The sequence below is a fragment of the Cognatishimia activa genome (genome assembly GCF_001458335.1).
Lineage (GTDB): Bacteria > Pseudomonadota > Alphaproteobacteria > Rhodobacterales > Rhodobacteraceae > Cognatishimia > Cognatishimia activa.
Genome location: NZ_CYTO01000024.1, coordinates 819852 through 845965, shown reverse-complemented (window position 1 = coordinate 845965; position 26114 = coordinate 819852). Strand labels below are relative to the sequence as shown.

The window sequence follows — 26114 nt, the reverse complement described above, 5'->3', positions numbered from 1 at the left end:
CCCCACGGTTGGTCAATTGCCGGTGAGCCTCCGATTATTGTCAGGTTAAAGTCAATCAGCACCCACAAGATGTGGGGTGTCGCTATGAATATGTTGCTAAATGAGCGCAAATTAGGCGATCTGTGATTGACCCTCGTTTCACGCCGTCGCATCTTTGACTTATGAATTTTGCCAATGACATAAAGCGTTTACCCCGAGCTTTTGACCGGGAAATTGGGTCAGATTTATCAACTCAACTACAAGGTTTTTCAGCAGAGTCGGCACAGCTCTTGGTTGGGGTTGGGGCGACGAGCCCATATTTGCGTGGGCTGATTCAGAAGGAACAGGATTGGCTTCAAGCTGCGTTGGATGCGCCAGACAATTCAATTACTGAGCTTTTCAAGGATCTGCGAACAGCGTCGCCTGATGCATTATCCCATGACCTTAGGCAGGCCAAACGAAGGGTCGCTCTACTGACTGCGTTGGCAGATATCGCAGGGGTCTGGCCGCTTGAAAAGGTGACGGGGACCCTTACAGATTTTGCCGATCTAAGTACGCATCTGGCGCTACAGGCGATGGTTGGCAAAGAGATCTCTCGCGGGAAGCTCCCCGGAGCGACTGAGGATGACACCGAAAGCTGTGGTGGGCTGGTTGCGCTGGCGATGGGGAAAATGGGTGCGCATGAGCTTAATTATTCCAGCGATATTGATCTGATCTGTCTTTTTGATGAAACGCGGTTTGATCCCAGTGATTTTTACGACGCGCGTTCGTCACTGGTGCGCGCGACTCGCCGTGCGATGGGCTTGCTCAGTGACATCACTGGCGAAGGGTATGTATTCCGAACGGATCTGCGTTTGCGGCCCGATCCTGCTGTGACGCCGGTCTGTCTGGCAATGGAAGCGGCAGAACGATATTACGAAAGCTTAGGGCGAACTTGGGAGCGCGCAGCCTATATTAAGGCGCGTCCGGCCGCCGGGGATTTGGAGTCCGGCACGCGATTTCTGGAAACTTTGAGCCCGTTCGTGTGGCGCAAGCATTTGGACTTTGCAACCATACATGAAGCGCATGGGATGCGTCTAAAGATACGCGAACACAAAGGCTTGGGTGGAAAAGTTGACCTAAAAGGGCACAACGTGAAACTGGGGCGTGGTGGCATTCGAGAAATCGAATTCTTCACCCAAACCCGCCAGCTCATTGCAGGAGGTAGAGACCCTGAACTGCGGATGCGAGAAACGGTGCCCGCGCTGGCGAAACTGGCTGAAAAAGGTTGGATAGAAACCGAAATCGCAGAGAAACTGACGGATCATTACCGCGCTCATCGGGAACTAGAGCATCGCATTCAGATGCTGAACGATGCCCAAACCCATGATCTCCCCAAAACCGACGAGGGACTAGAACGCATTGCTTGTTTAATGGGGCAGGATCTGACGGAATTGAAGCAAGAGTGGTCAGAGCGCATTGAAGAGGTTCATGCCTTAACCGAAGATTTCTTTGCGCCAGATCTGGTTACTGCGACACCTGCACCTGTGGATCACACCTTTGATGAAGAGATTTTGGCACGCTGGCAGACCTACCCAGCACTTCGGTCTTCTCGTGCGGTTGAGATATTCAACCGCCTTCGCCCAGAGCTTCTTCGGCGTTTGTCCGAAGCCGCGAAACCAAGCGAAGCACTGGCGGCAATGGATGGGTTTCTTGCAGGACTTCCTGCGGGCGTTCAGGTTTTCTCTCTCTTTGAAGCAAATCCACAACTTGTTGATTTAATTGTCGATATTTTCGGAACCTCGCCAGCGCTTGCGCGTTACCTGTCGCGTAATTCTTCGGTTTTGGACGCAGTGATCGCGGGTTCTTTCTTTGCAGATTGGCCAGGTGTTGAGGACTTAAAATCAGAGCTCTCGGCGGCGCTGATGAAAGAGAGCGATTACGAAACGAGGCTCGACACCGCGCGGCGTTGGATGAAGGAATACCATTTCCGCATTGGTGTGCATCATCTGCGGGGGTTGATTGACGCTGGTCAAGCTGGTGCACAATATTCGGACTTGGCTGAGGCGGTGTTGTCAGGACTATGGCCAGTCGTCACCGAACAATTTGCCACCAAACATGGTCCGATGCCGGGACGTGGGGCCATGGTTCTCGGGATGGGCTCCCTTGGCGCGCAACGCCTGAACGGCAGTTCGGACCTTGACCTCATTGTCATCTATGATGCGGACGGGGTGGAGTTCTCAGAAGGAAGGCGACCGCTTGCGGCGCGGGCTTACTATGCCAAGCTGACCCAAGCGCTGGTAACCGCACTAACAGCGCCCATGGCAGAAGGGCGGCTTTATGAAGTAGACATGCGCCTTCGCCCATCTGGAAACCAAGGCCCTGTGGCAACGGCTTTGGCATCGTTCAAAGACTATCAGCAGACCCAAGCTTGGACCTGGGAGCATCTCGCTTTGACACGTGCGCGTCCGGTGGCCGGTGAGGCCGGATTGATGGAAGAGGTCGAACGATTCCGGCAATCAGTGCTCGCGCAACCCTCAGATAGTGTAAAAGTGCGCCAAGACGTGGCCGACATGCGTGTCCGGATCGCAGATGCAAAGTCGCCCGAAGGGCTTTGGGACGCCAAAATTGGCTCCGGTCGCATGCAGGACATCGAGCTGGTCTCACAAGCGGCGGTCCTTCTTGCTGGCTCGGCGCACCGTGATGTCGGTGACAGTTTGAAATCCGGCGTTTCCATGGGGTGGATCACAGAGCAGGAGCGGTTAGCTTTGCAACAAAGCTATGATCTGCATCGGACGCTACAGGTGGCAACACGTCTCTTGGGTGAAAAAGCACTGGACCCGGATGCAATTGGCGCTGGAGGCGTGGGTTTCATCTTACGTGAAACACAGACGAGTTCTTTTGACGCGCTGCAAGAGGCTCTGGTGCAGGCCGCGGCTGACGCTGGCGCAATAATTCAAGCGGTGCTAGAGCGGCCCGCGACACAGTAAGGACCGATCAATGACTGATCTGAAAGCCGTAGACCCTCGGAATTTATTCAAAGATGCCTATCTGATCGAAGGTATTGATATGGGGCAATGCCGCTCGATCTTTATGGATTGGGCATTGGGTGGCAATCTTGAGACTGCGCGTGATCATATTCAGATCCTGCTTGACCATTACGGTCCTAACAATCCAGATCACCCGATGACTGCAGTCTTGCGCGAAGGGGTTGATGGCACCAAAGGCAAAGCCGATGGCCGTCGTCGCACCGGCCGCCGTCCGCGCTGGGATGCGGAAAGCGAGTAGGGCGATCCCTAAAGGTCTTTTCACCGCCTGCCAGAGAGCGTAGGAGGGCCTTATGACTGATCTTCCTACTGTCCGCCTCAAACCCAAAGCCAACGCTCGTGCCATTCGTCACGGGTTTCCGTGGGTTTATGAAAATGAATTGGTGACCGATCGCCGCACGAAAAAGATCGAAGCGGGGTCTTTGGCTGTTTTGGAAGATGCAGAGCGTCGCCCAATGGGATTGGTTGCGGTCAATCCGAACAGCAAAATCTTCTGCCGCATGCTTGATCGCAATATGGATGCATCAATCGATCAAGCGTGGTTTGAAGCGCGGTTTGCAAAAGCCTTAGACATGCGCGCACGGTTGTACGACACCCCGTTTTACCGCCTTGTGCATGCAGAAGCGGATGGCCTGCCGGGGGTGGTGATTGATCGCTTTGGCGACACGTGCGTGGTGCAACCAAATGCGGCTTGGGCGGATCGTTTGATTGAACCAATGACCGCCGCTTTGGCCTCGGTTATTGGTGTTCAAAACATCCTGAAAAACGCATCTGGACGCGCGCGGGTTTTGGAAGGTTTGGACGAAGAAAACACCGTTCTGCTAGGTGCTGCACCCAGTGAGCCGGTTCCAGTCGTAATGAACGCTGCCACCTATATGGCGGATCTGACGGGTGGTCAGAAGACCGGTCTGTTCTTTGACCAGCGCGCCAACCATGGCTTTGCAGCCAAGCTCAGCAATGGCGCGCGGGTGCTTGATGTATTCTCTCACGTGGGAGGGTTCTCTCTCGCCGCTTTGGCAGGTGGTGCGACCTCGGCTATGGCAGTTGACGGGTCTGCTGCGGCGCTTGGATTGGCGGAAAAAGGTGCTGCGGCTGCGGGATTTGAAGATCGGTTCACAACGCGTAAAGGCGACGCGTTTGACGTGCTCGAAGCGCTGGCGCAAGAAGGCGAAACCTTTGATGTGGTCATCTGCGATCCACCCGCTTTCGCTCCAAACAAGCCTGCTTTGGAAAAAGGCCTTCGGGCCTATGAACGGGTCGCGCGTATGGCGGCTCCTCTGGTGGCTGACGGTGGCTATCTGGGGCTGTGCTCTTGTTCCCACGCAGCAGAGCTGTCCCTGTTCCGCAACGCGTCAGCACGCGGCATTGGCCGGGCAGGGCGGCGGCCACAGTTGATCCATACGGGCTTTGCAGGCCCGGACCATCCGTTGATGCCGCAGTTGGCTGAAAGCGGATACCTGAAAGCGCTGTTCTTCCGCCTATGAAACTGTTGCTCGACACCTGCGTGATCTACCCAACCGTGATGCGGGAAGTGCTGCTGGGTGTCGCCAAAGAGGGTGCGTTTGAGCCGCTTTGGTCAGAGCGCATCTTAGAAGAATGGGCGCGCGCGGCGCGTAAAATCGGCCCCACAGGCGAAGCGCAGGCGCGGGGCGAGATCGCCTTGGCACAAGCTGCTTGGCCAAAAGCATCTGTGAAATATCGTGAAGGCACGGAAGCGCGGCTTTATTTGCCAGACGCGGCGGATGTGCATGTTTTAGCTGCCGCGATTGATGGGCATGCGGATGCCATTGTTACCGTGAATGCCAAAGATTTCCCAAAGCATATTCTCGCGGAAGAGGGGCTTCAGCGGTTTGAACCAGATGGTTTCCTTCGCGGCCTTTGGGAAGGTCAGCCAGATCTGGTAGAAGGGGTTGCAGAGACTGTCAGACAAGAAGCCTGTCGTTTGTCTGGGCAAGACTGGGATATGCGCGGATTGTTAAAGAAAGCGCGGTTGCCGAGATTGGCAAAGGCTCTGGGGTAGGCCGGGCTTCAGCCCGGCAAAGACGGTGCCCAATCGGTGGGGTAAAACCCCACCCTACGCCGTACCCCATTTTGCCTCGAGGCCTTCAATCGCTTTGATCCGTTCACCGGTCTTAGGATGGCTCATCAACCACGCTGGCACCGCACCAGAACGGCTTTGCGTCAGCGCTTCGAGCTTTTCAAACAATGACTTTTGCGGTCCTGTACCAATCCCGGATTTTGTCAACAGCGCGGCGGCATATTCATCGGCTTCATACTCATCCCCACGAGACAAGCGCGCTGCCAACATGGTTGTCAGCATGTTGGCAATCCAAGGGCCAACAACTGGGATAAACCGCGTGAGAACCATCGCCAAAGCGGTCCGCAGCGCATTTTGGCCCGAGAAATCAATCATGCGGCGGCGAGAATGCCCAAGGGCCACGTGACCCAATTCGTGCGCAATGACGCTCGCGATTTCTTCGCCGGTCACTTCGCCATTGGTGTATTTGCGATAAAAGCCGCGCGTGATGAAAATCCGCCCATCGGGTGCTGCCAAGCCGTTCACTGGATCAATCTCATAGATATGAACCCGAATGCGTGGCAATTCCAAACTCGCAGCCATACGATCAATGAGCTTTTTCAGCCCCGGATCAGCCAATTCAGTGGATTGCTCATCCAACATGCGTTTCGTGCGCCAAGCGGACACACGGTACATGACGACGGCGTAGATGATGGCCAGAAGGATCGGTGTAAACTTTAACATAGCTTACGATATGGGATGGCGAAGGGTGTCCGTCAACGCGTCAGCTCGCGCATTCCGTCTTCAAGCCCGCGCAAGGTCATGGGCACCATACGGTCTTCGAATATTTCGCGGATCATTTGGATCGAATGGGTGTAATCCCATCGCTGCTCGGCCACGGGGTTGATCCAAAGGTGATCGGGCCATTGCTCGCGCGCGCGTTCTAGCCAGGTTTGCCCGGCCTCTTGGTTCCAATGCTCGTTCGCGCCACCCGGATAGGCGATTTCGTAGGGCGACATAGAGGCATCCCCAACAAAAATACATTTGTAGTCAGGGCCATAGGTGCGCAGCACCTCCCATGTCGGGGTCTGGTCGTTCCAACGGCGCACATTATCGCGCCACACGCCTTCATAAAGGCAGTTGTGGAAGTAGAAATATTCCAAATGTTTGAATTCGGCGCGGGCGGCGGAGAAGAGCTCTTCCACGACCTTGATATGGGGATCCATCGAGCCGCCCACATCAAGAAACAACAAAACCTTCACGGCGTTGCGCCGCTCTGGCCGGGTTTTTACATCGAGATAGCCGTGTTCCGCGGTTGCGCGGATGGTTTCGTTGAGATCCAACTCATCCGCCGCCCCATCGCGCGCCCAACGGCGCAGGCGTTTTAAGGCGACTTTGATGTTGCGGGTTCCGAGTTCCACGCTGTCATCGAGATTACGAAATTCTCTTTTGTCCCAGACCTTTACGGCGCGTTGATGACGGCTTTCTTTTTGGCCAATACGCACGCCCTCGGGGTTATAGCCGTAAGCGCCAAAAGGGCTGGTGCCCGCGGTTCCAATCCATTTATTGCCCCCTTGGTGGCGACCTTCCTGTTCTTTCAGACGCTCTTTCAAGGTCTCCATCAACTTGTCAAAACCACCAAGCGCTTCGATTTCGGCCATTTCTTCGGGGCTAAGGTGTTTCTCTGCTATTTTCCGAAGCCAATCCTCAGGGATATCGACGGCGTTGAGCACGTCTTGCTCACTGATATGATCAAGCCCCTCAAAGGTCGCCGCAAAGGCGCGATCAAACTTATCTAGGTTGCGTTCGTCCTTCACCATGGCTGTGCGCGCCAGGTAATAGAATGCCTCGGGATCGTAAGTAGCCAGACCGGTTTTTAACGCCGCCAGAAAGCTCAGATATTCCCGCAATGAAACGGGGACACCGACAGAGCGAAGGTTATCAAAAAGCGGCTGAAACATCGCGGTTAGAGAAAGTTCTTTTCAATGATCAAGGTAATGATGAAGCCGGCGACGGCGAAGGCGATGCCATAGCCTGCCGCGTAATGCAGGATGTCGAGCGTTTTGCCATTGCGGCGTTTTGCGGTGAATGCGCCGATCAGGATACCGATGATGCCTGTGATGAGATACATATTCTGAGCCTTTTGGAGGTCTAGTTCGTTCTGTTTGTCGGATTAAGGAGTGCAACTTCACGCAATTTTGCGCGCACGATCCATTCCGGCCCAAAGCCGTATCGCGCCCACCCAAGGCTGTCCAGTCGCGCAGCTTGGGCCGCGGCGTTTTCACCCAAGGCGTCATGGGCTTCTGCCTTGATCATCAAAAGGCTCGAAAGATGGATCGCATTCTGAAAGCGTTCTGCCGAAGAGATATGGCGATCGACGATCTTCAACGCGGTCTTTGGATCTCCAGACGCCAATGCGAAAGCAGCACGGGGTCCAGCAACAGCCGCACGGTGCGGGCCATTTGGCGTTGCCGCTTGGAAGTACTGATCGGCCAGTCGATAATGCTGATCCGCCAGTCTCGGGTCGCGGAATTGTTGCACCCGTCCATTCATGTAGTGACTGAACGCGCGCCGGTGGTCCGTCCAGCCTTGGGACTTGGCGATATTCAAGGCAGCGTTCGCTGCGGCGATGCGTTTGCCAGCTGATCCAGTCGGCCCCAAAGCGTCCTGAACCGCGTCGATCCAAGCACGAGGGGTGCGGGTCAGCGGTGCTATCCGGCCGTGGTTTCCTTTTGGATTCAATCTGTTGAGGATGCCGGGTAGCCTTTCAGCGACCTGTAATTGTGTCATGCCATTGCGCAGGCTTGGATCGTAGTAGGCGCGCAGGACCAACATGTCGAACCCGGTCAGGGTTACGTGGAAATTGTCATCGTTAAAGACACTGTCATCCAGCCGATAAAGATCGTTCAGCGGCCCGATCGCTTGCGCCAGCTCTTCATGCAGGCAATCCCGCATGTCTTGTGGGCTGGTGTCATAAGGCAGGAAGATGGCCAGCTGATCGCGCCGGGTCAGGCCCGCCCAATCGGTACGTGCCGCGCCACGGGCACGACGATACTCGCTGATGCTTGTGACATTGGGCACCACAAAACAGGCCGCATGGGGCAGGGCACGTTTGATGTCACTTTTCGAAACCGCCTGGATCGTCACATTCGCGCGACCTTCACTAATTTGACGAATGTCGATATCCGCTTCCTTGCGCAGGCGACCAATCAGTTGCGAGAGATCAGAGCGTAACGTTGCGGTGGTGCGCCCCTCCAGTTTCACCGTGATGGGCCCTTCAAACCGGGTCATAACCGGCAAAGATCGCCCGCTTTCCAAGGAAAAGGTCAGGTCCAAGAAGTCGCGAGCGATATCGGCGTTAGAGCGGTTGGGCAACGCTTCTTGCCTTGCTCGGAAGCTCTTAAGCGGTGGCAAGCTGGTCTCAGCCAATTTTGCGCGCGTCGGGTGCGCGCTTTGTGTCCCTGTGGTCGCACAAGCGGTCAGCGCAACGAAAGCACCTAAAGAAAGCCATTTGAGGGCGGAAAAACTCACCGTTCAGACCGCGCCATGAACGCGAGACGTTCAAACAGATGAACGTCCTGTTCATTTTTGAGCAACGCGCCGTGCAGCTTTGGCAGGGCATTCGCGCCGTCTCGTTTCAGGTCTTCTGGTGATAGGTCTTCAGCAAGCAAAAGTTTTAGCCAATCAATCACTTCAGAGGTAGAAGGCTTCTTCTTAAGCCCACGGGTTTCGCGGATTTCATAGAACTGGGTCAGCGCTTCGGTCAAAAGCTGATCCTTGATGCCCGGATGATGCACTTTGACGATGGCTTTCATCGTCTCGCCATCTGGGAAATTGATGTAATGGAAGAAACAGCGGCGCAGAAACGCATCTGGCAGTTCTTTTTCGTTATTTGACGTGATGATGATGATCGGGCGCTGTTTTGCACGGACGGTCTCACCTGTCTCGTAGACATGGAATTCCATCTTATCGAGCTCTTGCAGCAAATCGTTCGGGAATTCGATATCGGCTTTGTCGATTTCATCAATAAGCAAAACAACTTTTTCACCCGCCTCAAAGGCTTCCCAGAGTTTGCCTTTACGGATGTAGTTGGCCACATCATGCACACGCTCATCGCCAAGCTGGCTGTCACGCAAGCGGCTGACCGCATCATATTCGTAAAGACCTTGCTGCGCTTTGGTGGTGGATTTCACGTTCCACTCAATCATTTTCAGCCCCAAAGAAGCTGCAACCTGCTTGGCAAGCTCGGTTTTACCTGTGCCGGGTTCGCCTTTCACCAGAAGCGGGCGCTCTAAGGTTACAGAGGCGTTCACGGCCATCGTCAGGTCCGCTGTCGCAACGTAATCCTTTGTGCCTTCAAATTTCATTTTTTCGCGCCTCTTCATGGTTTTAGTGGCTTATCCCTTTTGCACAACCTAGCTTTCTTAAGCGTTCACTTCAATGCGATGGCGTTCATCTCGCCGACACGTCACTTCTGGTAGTGACATTCCTTTATCACTGCGATACATCACGGCAAGTAAATCCGGGTTCATGTCTGAACGGCTAGGGCATCAGGCATGCGCCACGATGAGGGAGCGGATATGAAAGCTGAAGTTTTCCTGCCGGAGGATTATGTTCCAGCAGATGACGAACCGTTCATGAACGATCGTCAAATTGAATATTTTCGTCGCAAGCTAATTGATTGGAAAGAAGAACTTCTGGCGGGTAGCCGGGATACAATTGAAGGCCTGCAAGACAACACACGCAACATTCCAGATATTGCGGACCGCGCAAGCGAAGAGACTGACCGTGCGCTAGAGCTGCGTACACGGGATCGTCAGCGCAAGCTGGTTGCCAAAATCGATTCTGCCCTGCGCCGAATTGACGAAGGTGAATACGGGTATTGCGAAGTGACCGGGGACCCAATTTCATTGAAGCGCCTGGATGCGCGTCCGATTGCGACCATGTCTTTGGAAGCACAGGAACGCCACGAGCGCCGCGAGAAGGTTCATCGTGACGACTAAATGCGACGATTGATCTGAGTAAGATCACGGAAATTTACGGCCGCCGGTGTTGAAACACACCGGCGGTTTTGTTTTGTAAGGCGTGACATGACATTACTCGGTTTGAAAATTGGCGTCCTCGGTGGCGGGATTGGCGGATTGACCGCAGCATTGGCACTTGCCCAGCGTGGGGCGCAGGTCACGGTGCTGGAGCAGGCGGAGGCCATCAAAGAAGTCGGGGCGGGCATTCAGGTCAGCCCCAATGGCTTTTGTGTGTTGCGTGCTTTGGGGCTGGGGGACGCTTTGCGCGCCAAGGCGGTCAAAGGCGAAGCAGTCGAGCTGCGGGATTATAAGGCGGGTCGCGTGGTCACGCGGCTTGATCTGGGCCTTTTGGACGCCGATCAAGAATACTTCTTCGCCCATCGCGCTGATTTAATTGATATTTTAGTATCCGCTTGCCGCGAATCGGGTGTGCAAATCCGGCTCTTGCAGAAAGCAGAAAACGTGGTGCCGGGCGCTGTGCCAAAGGTCACCCTTGCCAATGGTTCACAATTCACCGCCGATCTGATCATCGGCGCGGACGGCCTGCATTCCGTCGTTCGCAAAGCTCTGAATGGTACCACTGCGCCGTTTTTCACCCGTCAAACCGCATGGCGTGCCACGGTTCCAAACACAATGGATCACCCACCACTCACGCGGCTCACCATGGGCCCAAAGCGGCATATGGTGACCTATCCGATCCGGGGTGGTGATTTGGTGAATATTGTCGCCGTGCAAGAGCGCATGGATTGGGTGGAGGAAGGCTGGAGCCACAAGGACGATCCCAACAACCTACGCGCGGCTTTTTCGGATTTCGGCGGGCCTATTCCTGCGCTTCTGGATCAGGTGACCGAGACCGGGTTATGGGGTCTGTTCCGTCATCCGGTTGCACCGAAATGGTTTGGTGAAAACGTTGCGATTTTGGGTGACGCGGCGCATCCAACTTTGCCATTCATGGCGCAAGGGGCGGTGATGGCGATGGAAGACGCTTGGGTCTTGGCAGATTGTTTGGCGATGTCGGAAAGCACCGAGGTTGGATTGGCCGCGTATCAGGCGAAGCGATATGATCGTTGCGTTAAAGTTGTCGCGCAAGCCACTGGTAGTGCTCGCAAATATCACCTGTCATTCCCACCGATGCGCTGGGTAGCGCATACCGGTCTGAGCGCGTTGGGTGCGTCTGCGCCTAAGAAATTGCTGGGGCAGTTTGATTGGATATATCGGTTTGACGTGACCGAAAACCCATAGCCCGGCCGCGCCGGGCTGCGCCCGACCTCCTCCAGGAGGGCGCTGACCTCTGTTACGCCGCCAACTCCACCCAAACCGGCACGTGGTCGGATGGTTTCTCGCGGCCACGCACTTCTTTGTCGATTTGACAATCCACCAACATATCCGCGCATTGTGGGGACAGCAGGAAGTGGTCGATGCGAATGCCGTCGTCGCGGTTCCAAGCGCCAGCCTGATAGTCCCAGAAGGAATAATGCTCTGGCCCAAACGTGCGGGCGCGAAAGGCTTCGGTGAAACCCAAATTCAGCAGGCGTCGGTAGGCCGCGCGGCTTTCCGGGCGGGCGAGGGCATCTTCTTGCCAGGCTTCCGGGCGGCGGGCGTCTTCATCTTGCGGGATGATGTTGTAATCGCCTGCCATCAAGAATGGTTCTTCCGCCTCAAGCAACGCCTCGGCATGGGCTTGCATGCGCTCCATCCACGCAAGCTTATAGTCGTATTTCGGCCCTGGGGTTGGGTTGCCGTTGGGCAGGTACAGACCACAGACGCGCACAGGAACCTCGCCCATGACTGTCGCCTCGATCCAACGGGCCTGTTCGTCTTCATCATCGCCGGGCAGACCGCGGGTCACGTCTTCCAATGGCAATTTCGACAGGATCGCCACACCGTTAAAACTTTTTTGACCATGGGTTTCGACCCGGTAGCCGCGATCTTCAAAGATCTCGCGCGGGAACGCTTCGTCTACGGATTTGATTTCTTGCAATAAAACCACATCTGGCTGCGCTTCGTCGAGCCAATCGGGTAGGGCGTTGATCCGGGCTTTGATGCCGTTGATATTGAAAGTCGCGATTTTCATGTGGCGACTATGGCGCTATCAAGGGGCGCGCTCAACCCGAATTCAGGTGTCAGATATGAAATACTTTGCCGAACAGACCATTGACCTGCACCGGGACCAGGTTGTGCAAACTTTGACCGATCATCGCCAGCGTCGTCACTGGCAGCCGGGGTTTCAAAGCATGGAGCCGCTCGACGGAGAACCGGGCACCATAGGCGCGACAAGCTTGCTGAATTTTAAATTCGGAGACCGCCCGTTTGAGATGATCGAAACCATTTTGGCCAAGGATCTGCCGGACAGCTACGCCGTGTCCTATGTCTCTGATCAATCCGCCAGCATTTCGCGCAATACCTTCTATGAAACCCCAGAGGGCGGCACTTTGTGGCGCGTTGATCTGGAGATGAAACTAAAAGGTTTCAATAACTTGATTGCAATGCTTCGCCCTCAGGCCTTTCAAGCGCAGACCCAAGGGTTGATGAAAGCATTTGCAGATTACGCGGCGCGTTAACTGCGCGGCTTAAGGTTCTCTGGATCATACAGCGGCGCATAGCCGACGCCCGCCACTTCAACCTCGTAGACCTCATCCATGTAAGTGGTGTGGAGGACTTTGCCGAGCGTGCAATCCTCTTGCGGCAAGTAGGCCAGACCAATGTTTTTGCCCACGGTGGGCCCAAAAGCCATGGATGAGATATAAGATCGGCGGCCTTCGCTGTCGATCAGCGGTTTGCCGTCTTCCGGGTTCAGAACGGGTAGAGTGCCAACCGGGTAGCGCGCCACGCCATTGGCATCGTGATTGTCTTTCATCACCAAGGTGCACAGCATCGCGGGTTGCGCCTCACGCGCGTGGAATTCCACGTGTTTGGCTTTGCCGACAAAATCCGCTTTTTTGATCTTTGGTCGCGCCAGATCGGCTTCAAACAGGTTGTATTCGGTCAAAAGATCCGCGTTTTGCAGGCGCAGGGATTTCTCCATCCGACGGGAGTTGGCGTAGGTTTCCACGCCCACGGCGGTGATCCCAAGCTCGCGGAGTGCGTCCCAGACTGCGAGGCCGTCTTCATAGGCCATATGCAATTCCCAGCCCTGTTCGCCAACATATGAAATGCGGAAAGCCGTTACGGATTTACCCGCGATGGTGATGGGTTTTAGGGTCGCAAAGGCGTGGTTCTCGGCGGTCAATTCTTCCGGATTATCAACAAGTTTGCTGAGGTTCTCGCGTGCATTTGGACCCCAAACGCCAATCGTCGTGTTGGCAGTGGTGACATCGGTGATGGTGACATCAAAGCCTTTGTCCTGCGCCACGCGCTTCATGTATTGGAAGTCCCGCGGGCCTGCATCGGCACCGTTGATCAGGTGGCATTTGTCCTCGTAGCGCAGGATCGTGAAATCCGCGCGGACCATGCCTTCTTCGTCCAAGAAATGGGTATAGATGCCGCGATTGATATTGCGCTCACCACCGATTTTGGCCGCAGACAACCATTCCAGAAGCGCCACATGATCTGGGCCTGAAATCTCTGTCATATGGAAGTGGGATAGATTGATCATGCCGCAATCCGCGGACATTTCCAGCTGTTCGGCGTTAGAAACACGCCAGAAGTGGCGGTTGTCCCACTCTGCCTCGCGCACCGGAACTTGATCTGCGTATTTCTCGAGCAGATGTTCGTTTGCGGCGTAGCCGTGGGCCCGTTCCCAGCCACCGAGTTCCATGAAATGACCGCCCAGTTCCACTTCGCGCTCATAGAAGGGTGAACGACGCACGTCGCGACCCGTTGCAAAGGGTTCGCGTGGGTGGACTGGTGGGTTGTAGATTTTGGCTGCCGTTTCGCTACAGCGACCGGCGATGAAGTCTTTCTCCAGCGCATAGTCGTCAAAACGGGCGTAATCGATGGCGTGATGGTCGATATGCGTCCGCCCGTCAGTCATCCAATCAGCAATCAGTTTGCCCATGCCCGGTCCGTCTTTCACCCAGATCGCCACCGCATACCATAGCCCGCGCAGTTTGCGGCTTTCGCCCATGGAGGGGCCGCCATCAGAAGTTGTTTGCAACAGACCATTGAAAGAGTGGCTTTCGTTATAACCAAGCTCCGCAAGGATGGGCGTCAGCTCCATGGCGCGCTCAAGCGGCTCGATGACGTCTTCTAGTTCAAGATCGCGCTGGGACGGGGACAAGCGGCTTTCTTCTTTGGAAAGGATGCCCGATGGGTGCACCATCCGCACGTCTTTTTCGTAGTAGTAACCCCATTCGATCTGGCCACCTTCGGTGGTGTTGGGATCGCCGGTGTCACGCATATATGCGGAATTGCCTTGGTCACGCAGAAGAGGCCGGCCGATTTCGAGCCCGGTGCCTTCGTATGCGTTATAAGGACCAAAGAAAGTCAGCGGGTGATCGACGGGCATGACCGGTAGGTCTTCTCCGGCCATCTCGGCCACCAAGCGCCCCCAAATGCCGGCGCAGACCACAACGTGATCCGCCATGATAGTGCCCCGATGGGTCTTCACCCCGGTGACACGGCCATTTTCGTGGATCAATTCAAGGGCAGCCGTATTTGCGAAGACTTTGAGTTTGCCGGACTTTTCCGCCATATCAACAAGCTTGCCCGCTACGGTCTGAGAGCGCGGTACCACAAGACCTGCGTCTGGATCCCACATGGCGCCTTGGATTTGATCCTCTTCCAAAAGCGGGAATTTTTCCTTCGCTTCCTTGGCGGAGATCATCTTCACATTGGTGCCAAAAGCGCGGCCGGAATCACAGCGGCGCTTCAGCTCTTGCATGCGCTCATCGTCACCAACACGCGCCACTTCCAAACCGCCGATCCGAGAGTAGTGACCGAGGTTCTCGTAGAAATCGACCGAGTACATGGTGGACCACGTGGTCAATGGATCATGGCTGGTGCAGTAGCAGAAGTCTGATGCGTGTGCGGTGGAGCCCACGTCGGTTGGCACACCAGACTTGTCGATCCCGACAATGTCATCCCAGCCCCGTTCCACCAAATGATGGGCGACTGATGCGCCAACGATCCCTCCCAAACCAACGATCACGACTCTTGCGCGTTCTGGGAATTGGGACATGGCGGGCCTCCGGTACTGAGTTTTATTGGGCTTTAGTCTAGCTGATCGCGTCAGCGTCACGCAGGACTTTTGCAAGTCTTAAAGGCAAGAAAAGTCCATAAGCGCCCATTCCGGTAGAGAAACGACCTTTTGGCGATTTATCGGGAAAAATTGTCGTTTTCGGCAGGCTCAGTGTGCCGGCTGATTACATGGAGAAGCTGGTACCGCAGCCGCAAGAACTGGACGCGTTCGGGTTTTCAATCACAAACCGTGCGCCAATCAATTCTTCTGTGAAATCAATCACTGCATCGGCCAAGAAAGGGAGGGAGATACTATCGACCACAACCTTTTCCCCTTGGCCTTCCAGCACAAGATCGTCCTCTGCCGGTTCGTCCAGTTTGATTTCATATTGAAAACCAGAACAGCCACCGCCTTCTACTGCAACACGCAATGCCTGGCCCTGATCGCCCGCGCCGATTTCAGCGAGACGTTCAAAAGCACGATCTGTTACCTTTGGTGGCAGTTGCATTTTGTCACTCCTGACAAATGGTTAGACAGTTTACTGGAGCGGATCATGAAGCATGGCGTTCCGGGTAGAGTGGAGTATATAAGGTGCCATAGGACAGGCGACAAGTACAAGCGGCATGTATCAGCGAGAGGGACAATCGTGATGATCGCAGCATTTGCATCCGATCCGGGCAGAGTTCGGGGGCGACGTGTTTCAGAAGAAGAAAGCGCGTTTCGGTCATGTTTCCAACGGGATCGGGACCGCATCATTCATTCCAGCGCGTTTCGACGTTTAAAACATAAGACCCAGGTGTTTGTGGAACATGAAGGGGATTACTTTCGGACCCGTCTGACGCACTCTATTGAAGTCGCACAGGTGGCACGGACCATTGCCGGCGCTTTGGGACTTAACCAAGAACTCACCGAGGCGGTCGCATTGGCGCATGACCTCGGCCACACGCCATTTGGACATACCGGCGAAGACGCGTTGCATGACTTGATGGCCCCCTATGGTGGCTTTGATCATAACGCACAGGCGGTAAAGATCGTCACGTCGCTGGAACGTCACTATGCAGAATTTGATGGGCTGAACCTGACATGGGAATGCCTTGAGGGCATTGCCAAACACAATGGTCCGGTTCTTGGAGACATTCCTTACGCGCTGGCTGACTACAACACATTGCATGACCTAGAACTGCACACCCATGCCAGCGCCGAAGCCCAAGTGGCGGCTTTGGCGGATGACGTGGCTTATAATAACCATGATTTACAGGATGGTCTGCGCGCTGGCTTGTTCTCGGAAAAAGATATCGAAGAACTTCCGGTCATTGGTGAAGCGTTCGCCGAGGTCGATAAAGCTTATCCGGGGCTCAGCCAGAACCGTCGCAAACATGAGGGTTTGCGCCGGGTGTTCGGGGTGATGGTGGCGGATGTTATCAAAACATCAAGCGATCTCTTGGCTGAGTGTGGTGCGAAAAGCGTCGAAGATATCCGTGCCTATGGTGCTCCGGTTATTGCGTTTTCCGATGGGTTCCAAGCCGATCTGAATGTCATCCGTAAGTTTCTGTTTTCCCAAATGTACCGCGCTCCATCGGTCATGGAAAAACGCGCTCAGGTCACCAAGGTGGTCGAGCAGCTTTTCCCGCTCTTTATGGAACGTACGGATCTCCTGCCTCTCACATGGCAAGAAGACATCAAGCAAATCCCCGATGAGACGACGTTGGCGCGCAAAGTCTCCGACTACATCGCGGGAATGACGGATCGATACGCATTGACGGAATATGAGCGTCTGATGGGCGAGAAGTTGCCCCTCTAAGCCATATTATAAGGGCGATTACATAATTATCACTGTTCCTGTTGGGCCTGATCAGATATGGCCCGGCTTATGGATATCTTTGCGGATAAAACGGTCTTAATCGCCGGTGCAGCGACGGATCTGGTGTGGCGGTTGCTGCCACAGCTAGAGAGCGCCCGTGCACGGGTCATTCTGCTGGATGAAGATGAAGACGAATTGATGTCCATGGCACGTCGCGCGCCTACGTTGCTTGAGCCTTTGCCGGTCGAGAAAATGGAAGCAGAGACAGTAAAAGTTGTCGGAAAGATTTGGGGCGATGAGCCGATCGACGTTCTGATCGATGCACTGGCGTTGTCCGAGTGTTGCGAAGGAGCAGATGTGCCGTTTACATCCAAAGCGCTGATGTCTGCTTTTGAGCCCGCCTTGAGCACGGCAGATGGCTGTGTTGTTTCAATTGTTCCGAAACCTTTCCACTCCATGGATGCCACGGCAAAAATGGTAGAAGCGGCGTGTCTGCAGATGGCCGCGACTTTGGCTGAGAAATGGGGACCGCAACGAGTCACCTTTAATGTGGTTCGGCCTGCACCCGGTGCCTCAGCCAATGCCTTGGCGAAGGCGGTGGACATCGCCGCGCGCGCGGGTTGGAACAATTTCACCGGCGTCCATATTCCTGTTCGCGCCGCTTCTCGATAAAGCTTGCCGCAATCCAGCAATTGACGGCACCGCTGTCAGTGATAAACCCCGTCCAAAGCAAAAGGACATCTGTCATGAACCTGTTTTCGGAAATCCGCGATCTGGTGATCGAGCAACTGACCGCAATGCAAAGCGAAGGCGCTTTGCCAGAAGGTCTGGATTTCACCAATGTCGCCGTTGAGCCGCCACGGGATGCGGCCCATGGAGATATGGCCGCCAACGCCGCGATGGTGCTGGCGAAACCTGCGAAAATGAAACCGCGAGACATTGCGGAAGCATTGGCCGCTAAATTGGGTGCGGATGCGCGGGTTGAGACAGCCGAAGTGGCTGGTCCGGGGTTCTTGAACCTGCGTCTTGCGCCGGTGCTGTGGCAAGATCTGGTCAAAGCCGTATTGGAGAATGGCAATGGGTTTGGTCGCTCTGCCATGGGCCAGGGCAAAAAGGTCAACGTGGAATACGTGTCTGCGAACCCAACCGGTCCTTTGCATGTGGGTCACACCCGTGGCGCGGTGTTCGGCGATGCTTTGGCATCTCTGCTAGATTACGCGGGCTACAATGTGACCCGTGAATATTACATCAATGACGGCGGCGCGCAGGTCGATGTGCTGGCGCGGTCGGTTTACCTGCGGTACCTGGAAGCGCACGGCCAAGAGGTCGCGTTTGAGGATGGCACCTATCCGGGTGACTATCTGATCCCAGTCGGGGAAGCGCTGAAAGACAAGGTCGGTGATGCTTACGTGGGCCAAGACGAAAGTGTCTGGCTTGCAGAGGTGCGCGAATACGCGACGGAACAGATGATGGATCTGATCCGCGCGGATCTGAAACAGCTCAATATCGAAATGGATGTCTTTTTCTCGGAAAAAGCGCTCTATGGCACCGGCCGCATTGAAGACGCGTTGAAGTCTTTGGAAGACAAAGGTCTGATCTATGAAGGCGTGCTCGAGCCGCCTAAAGGCAAAAAGCCAGAAGATTGGGAACCACGGGAGCAAACCCTGTTCCGGTCCACGGATCATGGGGATGATGTTGACCGCCCGGTGAAGAAGTCTGATGGATCATGGACCTATTTCGCGCCAGACATCGCGTATCACTACGATAAGGTCACCCGAGGTTTTGATCTGTTGATCGATATCTTTGGGGCTGACCATGGTGGCTATGTCAAACGGATGAAGGCGGCTGTGTCTGCGCTGTCTGATGGTCAAACACCCATCGACATCAAGCTGACCCAGCTGGTGAAGCTCTTTAAGAACGGCGAGCCATTCAAAATGTCCAAACGGGCAGGGACCTTTGTGACTCTGCGCGATGTGGTGGACCAAGTTGGCTCTGATGTGACCCGGTTTGTGATGCTGACCCGGAAAAACGACGCGCCGTTGGACTTTGACTTTGACAAAGTGCTCGAGCAGTCCAAAGACAACCCGGTCTTTTACGTGCAATACGCCCATGCGCGTGTGTGCTCTGCGGTGAAGAAAGCAGCGGAGGCAGGCGTTGATGTGTCTGACGCAACGATTTCAGGTGCTGACCTGTCTGGTTTGCTAGACCCAGCGGAAGTCACTGTCGCGAAAAAGGTCGCCGAATGGCCGCGTCTTGTGGAAATCGCGGGACGCACAAATGAACCGCACCGGGTGGCGTTCTATCTCTATGAATTGGCCAGCGATCTGCACAGCCTGTATCACACCGGCAAAGACAAGCCGGAACTGCGTTTTGTGCAAGAAGACAACGCTCAAGCCACGCAGGCAAAAATCGCCCTCGCACGTGCCGTCGCCATTGTTATTTCCTCAGGACTTGGTATCTTGGGGGTAACTCCGGCACAAGAGATGCGATAAAGCACCAGATCGTCGGGGTTGAGGCAATGGCAAGAAACCCCGGCGATTCCACTCGCTGGACAATCATTTTGCACCACAAAGATCGCCAATAAATGGCGGCAAAAGGGGGGCAGAATAAGAGCAAGAGGCGAGCATGGCACAAATTCCGATGGACGGAACAGGTCCTCAGGTGGACTCCCCGCAAATTGCAGGAAACATAGCCAATTGGGCCGGCGCAATTGTGTCGCTTGGCCTTCTGATTGGCGCGGGCGTTTGGGGATACAAGCTTTTGGTACGCGATGTGACGGGTGTCCCAGTCGTACGTGCCATTGAAGGGCCCATGCGTGAACAGCCTATTGATCCCGGAGGAACCCAAGCCGCCCACCAAGGTCTTTCTGTGAATGGCGTTGCCGCTGAGGGCACCGCAGCTGCACCTGCAGATCGTCTGGTGCTCGCGCCAGCGCCGATTGAATTAAACGAAAACGATGCGCCATCCGGTGCGACGCAAATCGCGGCGGCACCCGTCGTAACCGAAGAACCAACGATCGAAGCGCCCGCGCCAATTGCTGCGCCGGCTGCGCTCGATACAAGCAATGTGGATGCTGTGATTGGTCAGCTGGTCGGCGATGCAGAACCTTTGGGCGAAGTTGCGCCCGTTACGGAGCCTGCGCCTGAAGTTACTCCAGTTGTTGCCAAAGAGGGTCTTGGCACCTCTTTGCGTCCAAAACTGCGCCCAGCACAGCGGTCTCAGCCGATTGCAGCCGCAACGCCAGAAGCGAAACCTCTTGAAGTGGCCGCTGAAAGCCTGCCAGCAGGCACGCGCCTTGTTCAATTGGGTGCATATGCGAGCCCAGAAATTGCCCGCGCAGAGTGGGATAAACTGCAGACGAAATTCGGTGACTACCTTGGTGACAAGCAACGCGTCGTCCAAAAGGCCACCAGCGGCGGGCGAACCTTCTATCGCCTGCGCGCCATGGGCTTTGCAGACCTAAGCGATGCGCGCCGTTTGTGTTCTTCTTTGAAGGCAGAGAACGCCGATTGTATCCCAGTCGTAACGCGCTGATGGCACGATGACCCAATTTGGCGCAACCATCTTGGGCTGTGAGGGGCTTTCACTTACAGCCAATGAAAAAGCGTTTTTTGCCGACGCAAAGCCATTCGCCTTCATCCTGTTTAGCCGCAACATCGACACTGCTGACCAGATCCGTGCGTTGTGTGCTGAGTTGCGCGCTTCCGTTGGCTACGATGCCCCCATCCTGATTGACCAGGAAGGTGGCCGGGTTCAACGCCTGCGATCACCTATCGCGCGGGATTGGTTGCCGCCGCTTGATCAGATCATGAAAGCAGGCGAGAACGCCGCCCGCTCCATGTACATCCGCTCACGCATTCAGGCTCATGAGTTGCGAGACCTCGGGATTGATAGCAACTGTGCGCCTCTGGTCGATGTGGCTGTTGAGGCAACGCATCCGTTCCTGAAGAACCGCTGCTATGGGTTTGATAAGGATAGTGTTTCTGAGATCGGGCGTGCCGTCAGTGATGGTCACTTGGATGGTGGCGTGTTGCCGGTTTTGAAGCATATTCCGGGCCATGGACGGTCCCAAGTTGATAGCCATTTGGATCTGCCGACTGTCGCAGCTAGCCGTGAAGAACTCGCCACAGATTTTGCGCCGTTCAAAGCGTTGAATGATCTGCCAATGGGGATGACGGCCCATTTGGTTTACGAGGCGATTGACGATCAACCTGCCACCATTTCCCCAACCATGATGGGTTTGATCCGCAATGAGATTGGCTTTGATGGGCTGATCATGACCGATGATATTTCCATGGAAGCGCTCAGCGGTTCTGTCGCAGACCGAAGCGCAGCGTCTATCAAAGCAGGCTGTGACGTGGTTTTGCACTGCAATGGCGACATGGACGAGATGGTCGCTGTGGCCACTGCAAGTGGCACCATGACTGAACTGACCCAAAGCCGCGCGAATGCGGCGTTGAGCGCGCGCAAAGCCCCCAAATCTGTTGACATTGACGCCCTGACAGCGGAGCTTGAAACTTACTTAAGTGAGTAGGGCATGACGGACGATTTCATCGAACAGGCAAAGCGAGAGGCGGTAGCCGATCGACTCGCGGCTGAAGCGCTGATTATTGACGTCGATGGCTTTGAAGGCCCGCTTGATTTGCTGCTCACCTTGTCGCGAACGCAAAAGGTCGACCTGCGCAAGATTTCGATCCTGCAACTGGCGCGCCAATACCTTGCTTTCGTTGAAAAAGCTAAAGAGCTGCGCATTGAACTGGCCGCCGACTATCTGGTGATGGCCGCTTGGCTTGCCTTCTTAAAATCGCGGCTTTTGCTGCCACCCGATCCAGAGGAAGAAGGTCCGAGTGGCGAGGAGCTCGCCGCTCACCTCGCGTTCCAGTTGGAGCGTTTGCAGGCCATGCGAAATGCTGCCGCCCAATTAATGGCGCGCGACCGGTTGGGCCGAGATTTCTTTGCCCGCGGTATCCCTGAAGATGTCACCAAAACCAAGATCGTGACCTATACGGCGACCTTGCTTGATCTGATGCAGGGCTATGCGCGGCTGAAAACCAAAGACGAATTCCGCCCCTTCGTGATGGATCGTGACAGCGTCTACACGTTGGAAGAAGCCCTAGACAGAATGCGGAATTTGATTGGTTTTGCAGGGACTTGGACGGATATCTTAAGCTATTTGCCTGAAGGATGGGAAGCCGACCCCAAACGCCGCCGCTCTGCCACGGCAGCCACTTTTGCGGCCTCCTTGCAACTTGCCAAGGAAGGCAAAGTGCATCTGCGCCAAGACGGCACGTTCGGGCGGATCGAGTTACGACAGAAAGAAAACGACCATGGTTGATGAAGTGGCTGACGATATGGCTGAAGAGACCAACACGCCTGACGTACAAGAAGAAAGTCTCTTTGAAGCGCCACCCATGGGTGAACAAGAACGTATGGTCGAAGCGATCCTGTTTGCCTCTGCCGAGCCGGTCACGGTGAAAGAGCTGAACGCGCGTATGCCCCATGGTGCGGATGCGGCGGAGGCTTTGGTTCATCTGCGCAAACGCTACGAGGGACGGGGTGTGCGTGTCGTGAAAGTTGGCGATGCCTATGCCATTCGCACGGCGCCAGACCTTGGGTTTTTGATGCAAAAGGAACAGGTTGAGACACGCAAACTCTCGCGCGCGGCGATCGAAACACTTGCAATCATCGCCTACCACCAGCCGGTCACCCGTGCCGAGATCGAAGAAATTCGTGGGGTTTCCGTGAGCCGTGGCACCGTGGATCAGCTCTTAGACATGGAATGGATTCGGTTCGGTCGTCGCAAAATGACTCCGGGGCGGCCGGTGACTTTTGTTGTGACACAACAGTTCCTGGATCAGTTTGGTCTTGAAAGCGCGCGTGACTTACCGGGGCTGAAAGAACTTCGGGCTGCAGGACTGCTCGACAACCGTCTGCCACCGGGAACTTTGCCCACATCGCCGGAAGATGAGGATTTGGCTGAAGAAACAAATGAAGGGCAGTCCGAACTTTTTGAGGATTAAATCAGCAATTAACCGTCCATTAATTTGCCCTTAAATCGCCCCATTTTGCAGCTAAAAGACCCTGAAACGCAGGAAAAGAGCAGTAAAATGAACCAAATTATCAATATGATCATGCGCCGTGTGATGCGCCAATTGGTGAACAAAGGCGTCAATGCAGGCTTTGATGCGGTGTCCAAACGCGGTGATGCTGATGAAAGCCGCAGCGCAGGCAATGGAGCTCCAAAGCATAACGCAAAACAAGCTAAGCAAGCGATGCGTATGATCCGTCGGACCTCTAGGTTCTAATTTACGACGCTAGTCTCAATCTATTGTCGAGATGCCGAGCATAAAGTGATTCCAGACATCCGATGGTCGCAATGATTGCGGCTGTTACGATACAGGCGCGAAGGCCCCATGTGTCAAACAGCGGACCAAACCCCAATGTCGCGCCGAAAACACCTAGATACATGACTGCTGAATTCAGCCCCATGATCGCGCCTCTTTGAGCGGGATCGAGCGCCGTCAAACGGTTTACGGTCATATTCAAGCCGAAATGGTTGATCACACCCCATACGAACATCAACGCGGCGAGACCATGAAACCAATCAACGGTTAGATAGGCTGCGCTCATAAACACCACCAATGCTCCGTAGATCGCTGCCAAGGCACGGCGCGGGCCGACGCCTTCGAAAAAGCGGTCAAAGAACATACCGAATCCAAAACCTAGACCGTAGATGAGCGTGTAGATGCCAGCATCAGAGACCGGGTGGCCAAGATGTTCCGTGATATGGGTGCCGAGATAGTTGTAGATTCCATAGAACGCAAAGCTGAAGGCTGCGACGGAAAATAAAGCGCCAAGGATACCGGGCACGCGCAATGCACTGATCGGTGACGTGACTTTCTCTGTGCGCGGTGCTTTGGGCAGGCTGATCACCTGCATGACCAGCACAACAAAGAACACGGCGACCGCCAATACCCCGAAGACAGTGCGCCACCCGAAGATTTCCGCGCCATAAGCGCTCAGCGTCACGCCGCCGACCATGGCGAGCATCCAACCTGTCAGGACCTTACCGACGGTCTGCGCTTCTTTTCCGGGCGCGGCGATCAGCGCGGCCATGCTGTAAGCCGCGGGCAATGCAATCCCTACGCCAACGCCGGTAAGCGTCTGGCCAAGGATCAGGATGGTCAGTGTTGGGGCAAGGGCGCTGAGACCTAATGCGCCTGCTATGAGAAGGAGGGCAACTTTCAGCGTGTTATCTGCCCCGTAACGATCGGCGAGCGGGGCTAGTCCTAAAGCCGCGACCGCGACGCCGACGCCATACGTGCCAGCGGCGCTCATGACGTCTGCAGGATTGGCCACATCAAGTCCAGCTGCCACTTCAGCAGCTATTGGAGAAAGGATCAGAGAGTTCGCGCCGATCAAGCCGACCGCGATCATCAGAAGATAAACCATCGAATTTTCACATGTTCAGAAGTTTGTTAAGCGTGATATTAAAAATGCAGAACAACATTCGGCAAATGAAAAGAAACACATGGTAAAAGAAACAGATAATCTTCGGCAAAACCCACCGCGTGAGCGGCCCTTGGACGCTTTGGATCGAAAAATATTAGGCGCTTTGGCGCGGGATGCGAGCGTGAGCTACGCAGAGCTTGGCAAAGACGTGGGTCTTTCGGCGCCTGCAGTGCATGAACGTGTGAAGCGTTTGCGCAGAGCGGGCGCGATTGAGAAAACCATGGCGCAGCTCAATGGCGCGGCCGTCGGCAAGCACTTCTTGGCCTTTGTGCACGTGGAATCATCTGGCTGGGGAAAGACCAAAGAGGTGTTTGAATTGGGTGAATTGCCCGAGGTTGAAGAGATTCACTCGATCACCGGAGACAGCTCACTGATTCTCAAAGTGCGTGTCGAGAACGCCCAAGCGATGGAGGGCTTTCTTTGGCGGCTCTATCACAAGACTGGGGTGCGTGGGACGCACACCTATGTGGTGCTCAACACCCATATGGAGAGGGGCGTGCAGGCAGAGATCACCCATGAGCTCACTGAAGGTGAGCACGTGAAGTGATCAGCTCATTTTGAAGTGTTTGGAGAGCTTAAGGCCCTGGCCTTGGTAGTTGGACGCAATGCCCGCGCCATAAAGCTGCTCGGGCAGGGCAGCCATCTTCTCGTAGACCAAACGGCCAACCACTTGGCCGTGCTCTAGAACAAATGGCGCCTCGTGGCAGCGTACCTCGAGGACACCACGTGATCCCGCACCGCCTGCATCAGCAAAGCCAAAGCCCGGGTCAAAGAACCCCGCGTAGTGAACCCGGAATTCACCGACCACGGCAAGGTAAGGGGCCATTTCTGCGGCGTATTGTGGTGGGATTGTCACCGCTTCGCGGCTGACGAGAATGTAAAACGCGCCGGGATCGAGAATAATCTGGCCGTTGTCACTGCGCACTTCTTCCCAATACTCTTCTGGGTCGTATTCGCCGATCCGTTCCAGATCGATCACGCCTGTATGGGGTTTGGCCCGGTAGCCAACCAATGTTCCATCTTCAGGCTTTAGATCAACTGAGAACCCAAGACCATCATCGATCACCGCATCGCCATCGACCAATGGGGTTTCCGCGTGGACCGCGATCAATTCAGAATCCGTCAGAACGCTTTGACCTTGGCGGAAACGGATCTGGTTCAGGCGCATGCCGGGACGCACGAGAACCGAGAAGGAGCGCGGGCAGATTTCTGCGTAAAGCGGGCCGGAATAACCTGCTGGAATGCGGTCAAATTCAACGCCACCATCCGTGATCGTGCGGGTCAAAAGGTCCAAACGACCGGTCGAGCTTTTGGCATTTGCCACCGCGTTCACGTCGCTTGGTAGATCAAGAGACTCCATCAAAGGAACGACATAGACGCAGCCTTTTTCAAGGACTGCTCCATCGCTCAAATCAACCTGATGCATTTCGAATTCGTTCAGGCGATCGGCAACGGAATTGCCTTCACCAGCTAAGAATGACGCGCGCACGCGGTAGGCAACTTTGCCAAGACGCAAATCAAGACTTGCCGGTTGCACCTGACCATCCACAATGGGATCGGACACGCGGATAGCACCATTTTTCAACATGGTTTCAAGGATTTGGCTTGGCAGAACGCCTGTCATATGATCCCCCAA

At 55.1% G+C, this 26114-nt stretch carries 26 protein-coding genes; 16 read left to right on the top strand and 10 right to left on the bottom strand.

The window, feature by feature from the left end:
- Positions 1-161 precede the first annotated feature (161 nt).
- The 4 genes from glnE to TA5113_RS15225 are packed head-to-tail and all read left to right on the top strand — an operon-like array spanning position 162 to position 5025.
- On the top strand, positions 162-2948 hold the full coding sequence (gene glnE, locus TA5113_RS15240) for a bifunctional [glutamate--ammonia ligase]-adenylyl-L-tyrosine phosphorylase/[glutamate--ammonia-ligase] adenylyltransferase (protein WP_058316011.1): 2787 nt from the start codon (positions 162-164) through the stop codon (positions 2946-2948).
- 10 nt (positions 2949-2958) lie between these two features.
- A complete protein-coding gene (locus TA5113_RS15235; protein WP_058316012.1) occupies positions 2959-3246 on the top strand; it encodes a hypothetical protein in 288 nt (95 codons plus the stop codon).
- Positions 3247-3298: 52 nt separating this feature from the next.
- Complete coding sequence (locus TA5113_RS15230) at positions 3299-4489, top strand: RSP_2647 family RNA methyltransferase (RefSeq protein ID WP_058316013.1); 1191 nt, start codon at positions 3299-3301, stop codon at positions 4487-4489.
- Complete coding sequence (locus tag TA5113_RS15225; protein ID WP_058316014.1) at positions 4486-5025, top strand: RSP_2648 family PIN domain-containing protein; 540 nt, start codon at positions 4486-4488, stop codon at positions 5023-5025. Before TA5113_RS15230 ends, TA5113_RS15225 begins: the two co-directional genes overlap by 4 nt.
- Positions 5026-5079: 54 nt before the next feature.
- Here the strand turns inward: TA5113_RS15225 and TA5113_RS15220 are convergent, their stop codons facing one another.
- Genes TA5113_RS15220 through TA5113_RS15205 form a run of 5 tightly spaced genes read right to left on the bottom strand, consistent with a single transcriptional unit; the run spans position 5080 to position 9389 of the window.
- The gene (locus TA5113_RS15220) at positions 5080-5766 is read right to left on the bottom strand and encodes a M48 family metallopeptidase (protein ID WP_058316015.1); all 687 of its coding nucleotides are present in this window, start codon (positions 5764-5766) and stop codon (positions 5080-5082) included.
- Positions 5767-5798: 32 nt separating this feature from the next.
- Positions 5799-6983: a vWA domain-containing protein gene (locus tag TA5113_RS15215; RefSeq protein WP_058316016.1), complete on the bottom strand. Its 1185-nt coding sequence runs from the start codon at positions 6981-6983 to the stop codon at positions 5799-5801.
- A gap of 5 nt (positions 6984-6988) precedes the next feature.
- Positions 6989-7153 carry a hypothetical protein gene (locus TA5113_RS17040; RefSeq protein WP_165589431.1) on the bottom strand — a complete coding sequence of 55 codons (165 nt, stop codon included), beginning with the start codon at positions 7151-7153 and terminating at the stop codon, positions 6989-6991.
- 20 nt (positions 7154-7173) lie between these two features.
- Positions 7174-8553: a DUF2927 domain-containing protein gene (locus tag TA5113_RS15210; protein WP_058316017.1), complete on the bottom strand. Its 1380-nt coding sequence runs from the start codon at positions 8551-8553 to the stop codon at positions 7174-7176.
- Positions 8550-9389: an AAA family ATPase gene (locus TA5113_RS15205; protein WP_058316018.1), complete on the bottom strand. Its 840-nt coding sequence runs from the start codon at positions 9387-9389 to the stop codon at positions 8550-8552. The genes TA5113_RS15210 and TA5113_RS15205 overlap by 4 nt, the downstream gene beginning before the upstream one ends.
- Positions 9390-9602: 213 nt before the next feature.
- Between TA5113_RS15205 and dksA the strand changes: the two genes are divergently transcribed.
- Both dksA and TA5113_RS15195 read left to right on the top strand, forming a co-directional pair.
- Positions 9603-10025 (top strand): RNA polymerase-binding protein DksA, encoded by a 423-nt coding sequence (gene dksA, locus TA5113_RS15200; protein WP_058316159.1) that lies wholly within the window; start codon positions 9603-9605, stop codon positions 10023-10025.
- An 87-nt stretch (positions 10026-10112) separates the two neighbouring features.
- A complete protein-coding gene (locus TA5113_RS15195; protein ID WP_058316019.1) occupies positions 10113-11288 on the top strand; it encodes an FAD-dependent monooxygenase in 1176 nt (391 codons plus the stop codon).
- A 52-nt stretch (positions 11289-11340) separates the two neighbouring features.
- On the opposite strand, the gene xth is transcribed toward TA5113_RS15195, so the two are convergent.
- On the bottom strand, positions 11341-12120 hold the full coding sequence (xth, locus tag TA5113_RS15190) for an exodeoxyribonuclease III (RefSeq protein WP_058316020.1): 780 nt from the start codon (positions 12118-12120) through the stop codon (positions 11341-11343).
- Between the two features lie 55 nt (positions 12121-12175).
- Between xth and TA5113_RS15185 the strand changes: the two genes are divergently transcribed.
- On the top strand, positions 12176-12607 hold the full coding sequence (locus TA5113_RS15185) for an SRPBCC family protein (RefSeq protein WP_058316803.1): 432 nt from the start codon (positions 12176-12178) through the stop codon (positions 12605-12607).
- Here the strand turns inward: TA5113_RS15185 and TA5113_RS15180 are convergent.
- Both TA5113_RS15180 and TA5113_RS15175 read right to left on the bottom strand, forming a co-directional pair.
- Positions 12604-15165 (bottom strand): GcvT family protein, encoded by a 2562-nt coding sequence (locus tag TA5113_RS15180; protein WP_058316022.1) that lies wholly within the window; start codon positions 15163-15165, stop codon positions 12604-12606. The genes TA5113_RS15185 and TA5113_RS15180 overlap by 4 nt on opposite strands.
- A gap of 184 nt (positions 15166-15349) precedes the next feature.
- Positions 15350-15673, bottom strand: a complete 324-nt coding sequence (locus TA5113_RS15175; RefSeq protein WP_058316023.1) for a HesB/IscA family protein — start codon at positions 15671-15673, stop codon at positions 15350-15352.
- 141 nt (positions 15674-15814) lie between these two features.
- On the opposite strand from TA5113_RS15175, the gene TA5113_RS15170 reads away from it, so the two are divergent.
- From TA5113_RS15170 to TA5113_RS15135, 8 genes are all read left to right on the top strand, one after another.
- Positions 15815-16966 (top strand): deoxyguanosinetriphosphate triphosphohydrolase, encoded by a 1152-nt coding sequence (locus TA5113_RS15170; RefSeq protein WP_058316024.1) that lies wholly within the window; start codon positions 15815-15817, stop codon positions 16964-16966.
- 69 nt (positions 16967-17035) lie between these two features.
- Positions 17036-17638, top strand: coding sequence for an SDR family oxidoreductase (locus TA5113_RS15165; RefSeq protein ID WP_058316025.1), 603 nt, complete (start codon positions 17036-17038; stop codon positions 17636-17638).
- 74 nt (positions 17639-17712) lie between these two features.
- The gene (argS, locus tag TA5113_RS15160; RefSeq protein ID WP_058316026.1) at positions 17713-19458 is read left to right on the top strand and encodes an arginine--tRNA ligase; all 1746 of its coding nucleotides are present in this window, start codon (positions 17713-17715) and stop codon (positions 19456-19458) included.
- Positions 19459-19591: 133 nt separating this feature from the next.
- The gene (locus TA5113_RS15155; RefSeq protein ID WP_082625937.1) at positions 19592-20500 is read left to right on the top strand and encodes an SPOR domain-containing protein; all 909 of its coding nucleotides are present in this window, start codon (positions 19592-19594) and stop codon (positions 20498-20500) included.
- Positions 20501-20507: 7 nt separating this feature from the next.
- On the top strand, positions 20508-21500 hold the full coding sequence (locus tag TA5113_RS15150; RefSeq protein ID WP_058316027.1) for a glycoside hydrolase family 3 N-terminal domain-containing protein: 993 nt from the start codon (positions 20508-20510) through the stop codon (positions 21498-21500).
- Positions 21501-21503: 3 nt separating this feature from the next.
- Positions 21504-22301, top strand: a complete 798-nt coding sequence (locus TA5113_RS15145; RefSeq protein WP_058316028.1) for a segregation and condensation protein A — start codon at positions 21504-21506, stop codon at positions 22299-22301.
- A 16-nt stretch (positions 22302-22317) separates the two neighbouring features.
- Entirely contained in the window at positions 22318-22986 is a 669-nt protein-coding gene (gene scpB, locus TA5113_RS15140; RefSeq protein WP_058316161.1) for an SMC-Scp complex subunit ScpB, read from the top strand.
- 87 nt (positions 22987-23073) lie between these two features.
- The gene (locus TA5113_RS15135) at positions 23074-23271 is read left to right on the top strand and encodes a hypothetical protein (RefSeq protein ID WP_058316802.1); all 198 of its coding nucleotides are present in this window, start codon (positions 23074-23076) and stop codon (positions 23269-23271) included.
- 1 nt (position 23272) lies between these two features.
- Here TA5113_RS15135 and TA5113_RS15130 read toward each other — a convergent pair whose 3' ends face one another.
- Positions 23273-24418, bottom strand: a complete 1146-nt coding sequence (locus tag TA5113_RS15130; protein WP_058316030.1) for an MFS transporter — start codon at positions 24416-24418, stop codon at positions 23273-23275.
- Positions 24419-24497: 79 nt separating this feature from the next.
- Between TA5113_RS15130 and TA5113_RS15125 the strand changes: the two genes are divergently transcribed.
- Positions 24498-25025, top strand: a complete 528-nt coding sequence (locus TA5113_RS15125; protein ID WP_058316031.1) for an Lrp/AsnC family transcriptional regulator — start codon at positions 24498-24500, stop codon at positions 25023-25025.
- Here TA5113_RS15125 and TA5113_RS15120 read toward each other — a convergent pair whose 3' ends face one another.
- Complete coding sequence (locus TA5113_RS15120; RefSeq protein WP_058316032.1) at positions 25026-26102, bottom strand: 2'-deoxycytidine 5'-triphosphate deaminase; 1077 nt, start codon at positions 26100-26102, stop codon at positions 25026-25028.
- Positions 26103-26114: the final 12 nt, after the last annotated feature.

Bases quoted from the DNA above. Each gene is read 5' to 3' on its own strand.
- glnE (WP_058316011.1), top strand. From the start codon at position 162: ATGAATTTTGCCAATGACATAAAGCGTTTACCCCGAGCTTTTGACCGG.
- TA5113_RS15235 (WP_058316012.1), top strand. From the start codon at position 2,959: ATGACTGATCTGAAAGCCGTAGACCCTCGGAATTTATTCAAAGATGCC.
- TA5113_RS15230 (WP_058316013.1), top strand. From the start codon at position 3,299: ATGACTGATCTTCCTACTGTCCGCCTCAAACCCAAAGCCAACGCTCGT.
- TA5113_RS15225 (WP_058316014.1), top strand. From the start codon at position 4,486: ATGAAACTGTTGCTCGACACCTGCGTGATCTACCCAACCGTGATGCGG.
- TA5113_RS15220 (WP_058316015.1), bottom strand. From the start codon at position 5,766: ATGTTAAAGTTTACACCGATCCTTCTGGCCATCATCTACGCCGTCGTC.
- TA5113_RS15215 (WP_058316016.1), bottom strand. From the start codon at position 6,983: ATGTTTCAGCCGCTTTTTGATAACCTTCGCTCTGTCGGTGTCCCCGTT.
- TA5113_RS17040 (WP_165589431.1), bottom strand. From the start codon at position 7,153: ATGTATCTCATCACAGGCATCATCGGTATCCTGATCGGCGCATTCACC.
- TA5113_RS15205 (WP_058316018.1), bottom strand. From the start codon at position 9,389: ATGAAATTTGAAGGCACAAAGGATTACGTTGCGACAGCGGACCTGACG.
- dksA (WP_058316159.1), top strand. From the start codon at position 9,603: ATGAAAGCTGAAGTTTTCCTGCCGGAGGATTATGTTCCAGCAGATGAC.
- TA5113_RS15195 (WP_058316019.1), top strand. From the start codon at position 10,113: ATGACATTACTCGGTTTGAAAATTGGCGTCCTCGGTGGCGGGATTGGC.
- xth (WP_058316020.1), bottom strand. From the start codon at position 12,120: ATGAAAATCGCGACTTTCAATATCAACGGCATCAAAGCCCGGATCAAC.
- TA5113_RS15185 (WP_058316803.1), top strand. From the start codon at position 12,176: ATGAAATACTTTGCCGAACAGACCATTGACCTGCACCGGGACCAGGTT.
- TA5113_RS15180 (WP_058316022.1), bottom strand. From the start codon at position 15,165: ATGTCCCAATTCCCAGAACGCGCAAGAGTCGTGATCGTTGGTTTGGGA.
- TA5113_RS15175 (WP_058316023.1), bottom strand. From the start codon at position 15,673: ATGCAACTGCCACCAAAGGTAACAGATCGTGCTTTTGAACGTCTCGCT.
- TA5113_RS15170 (WP_058316024.1), top strand. From the start codon at position 15,815: ATGATCGCAGCATTTGCATCCGATCCGGGCAGAGTTCGGGGGCGACGT.
- TA5113_RS15165 (WP_058316025.1), top strand. From the start codon at position 17,036: ATGGATATCTTTGCGGATAAAACGGTCTTAATCGCCGGTGCAGCGACG.
- argS (WP_058316026.1), top strand. From the start codon at position 17,713: ATGAACCTGTTTTCGGAAATCCGCGATCTGGTGATCGAGCAACTGACC.
- TA5113_RS15155 (WP_082625937.1), top strand. From the start codon at position 19,592: ATGGCACAAATTCCGATGGACGGAACAGGTCCTCAGGTGGACTCCCCG.
- TA5113_RS15150 (WP_058316027.1), top strand. From the start codon at position 20,508: ATGACCCAATTTGGCGCAACCATCTTGGGCTGTGAGGGGCTTTCACTT.
- TA5113_RS15145 (WP_058316028.1), top strand. From the start codon at position 21,504: ATGACGGACGATTTCATCGAACAGGCAAAGCGAGAGGCGGTAGCCGAT.
- scpB (WP_058316161.1), top strand. From the start codon at position 22,318: ATGGCTGAAGAGACCAACACGCCTGACGTACAAGAAGAAAGTCTCTTT.
- TA5113_RS15135 (WP_058316802.1), top strand. From the start codon at position 23,074: ATGAACCAAATTATCAATATGATCATGCGCCGTGTGATGCGCCAATTG.
- TA5113_RS15130 (WP_058316030.1), bottom strand. From the start codon at position 24,418: ATGGTTTATCTTCTGATGATCGCGGTCGGCTTGATCGGCGCGAACTCT.
- TA5113_RS15125 (WP_058316031.1), top strand. From the start codon at position 24,498: ATGGTAAAAGAAACAGATAATCTTCGGCAAAACCCACCGCGTGAGCGG.
- TA5113_RS15120 (WP_058316032.1), bottom strand. From the start codon at position 26,102: ATGACAGGCGTTCTGCCAAGCCAAATCCTTGAAACCATGTTGAAAAAT.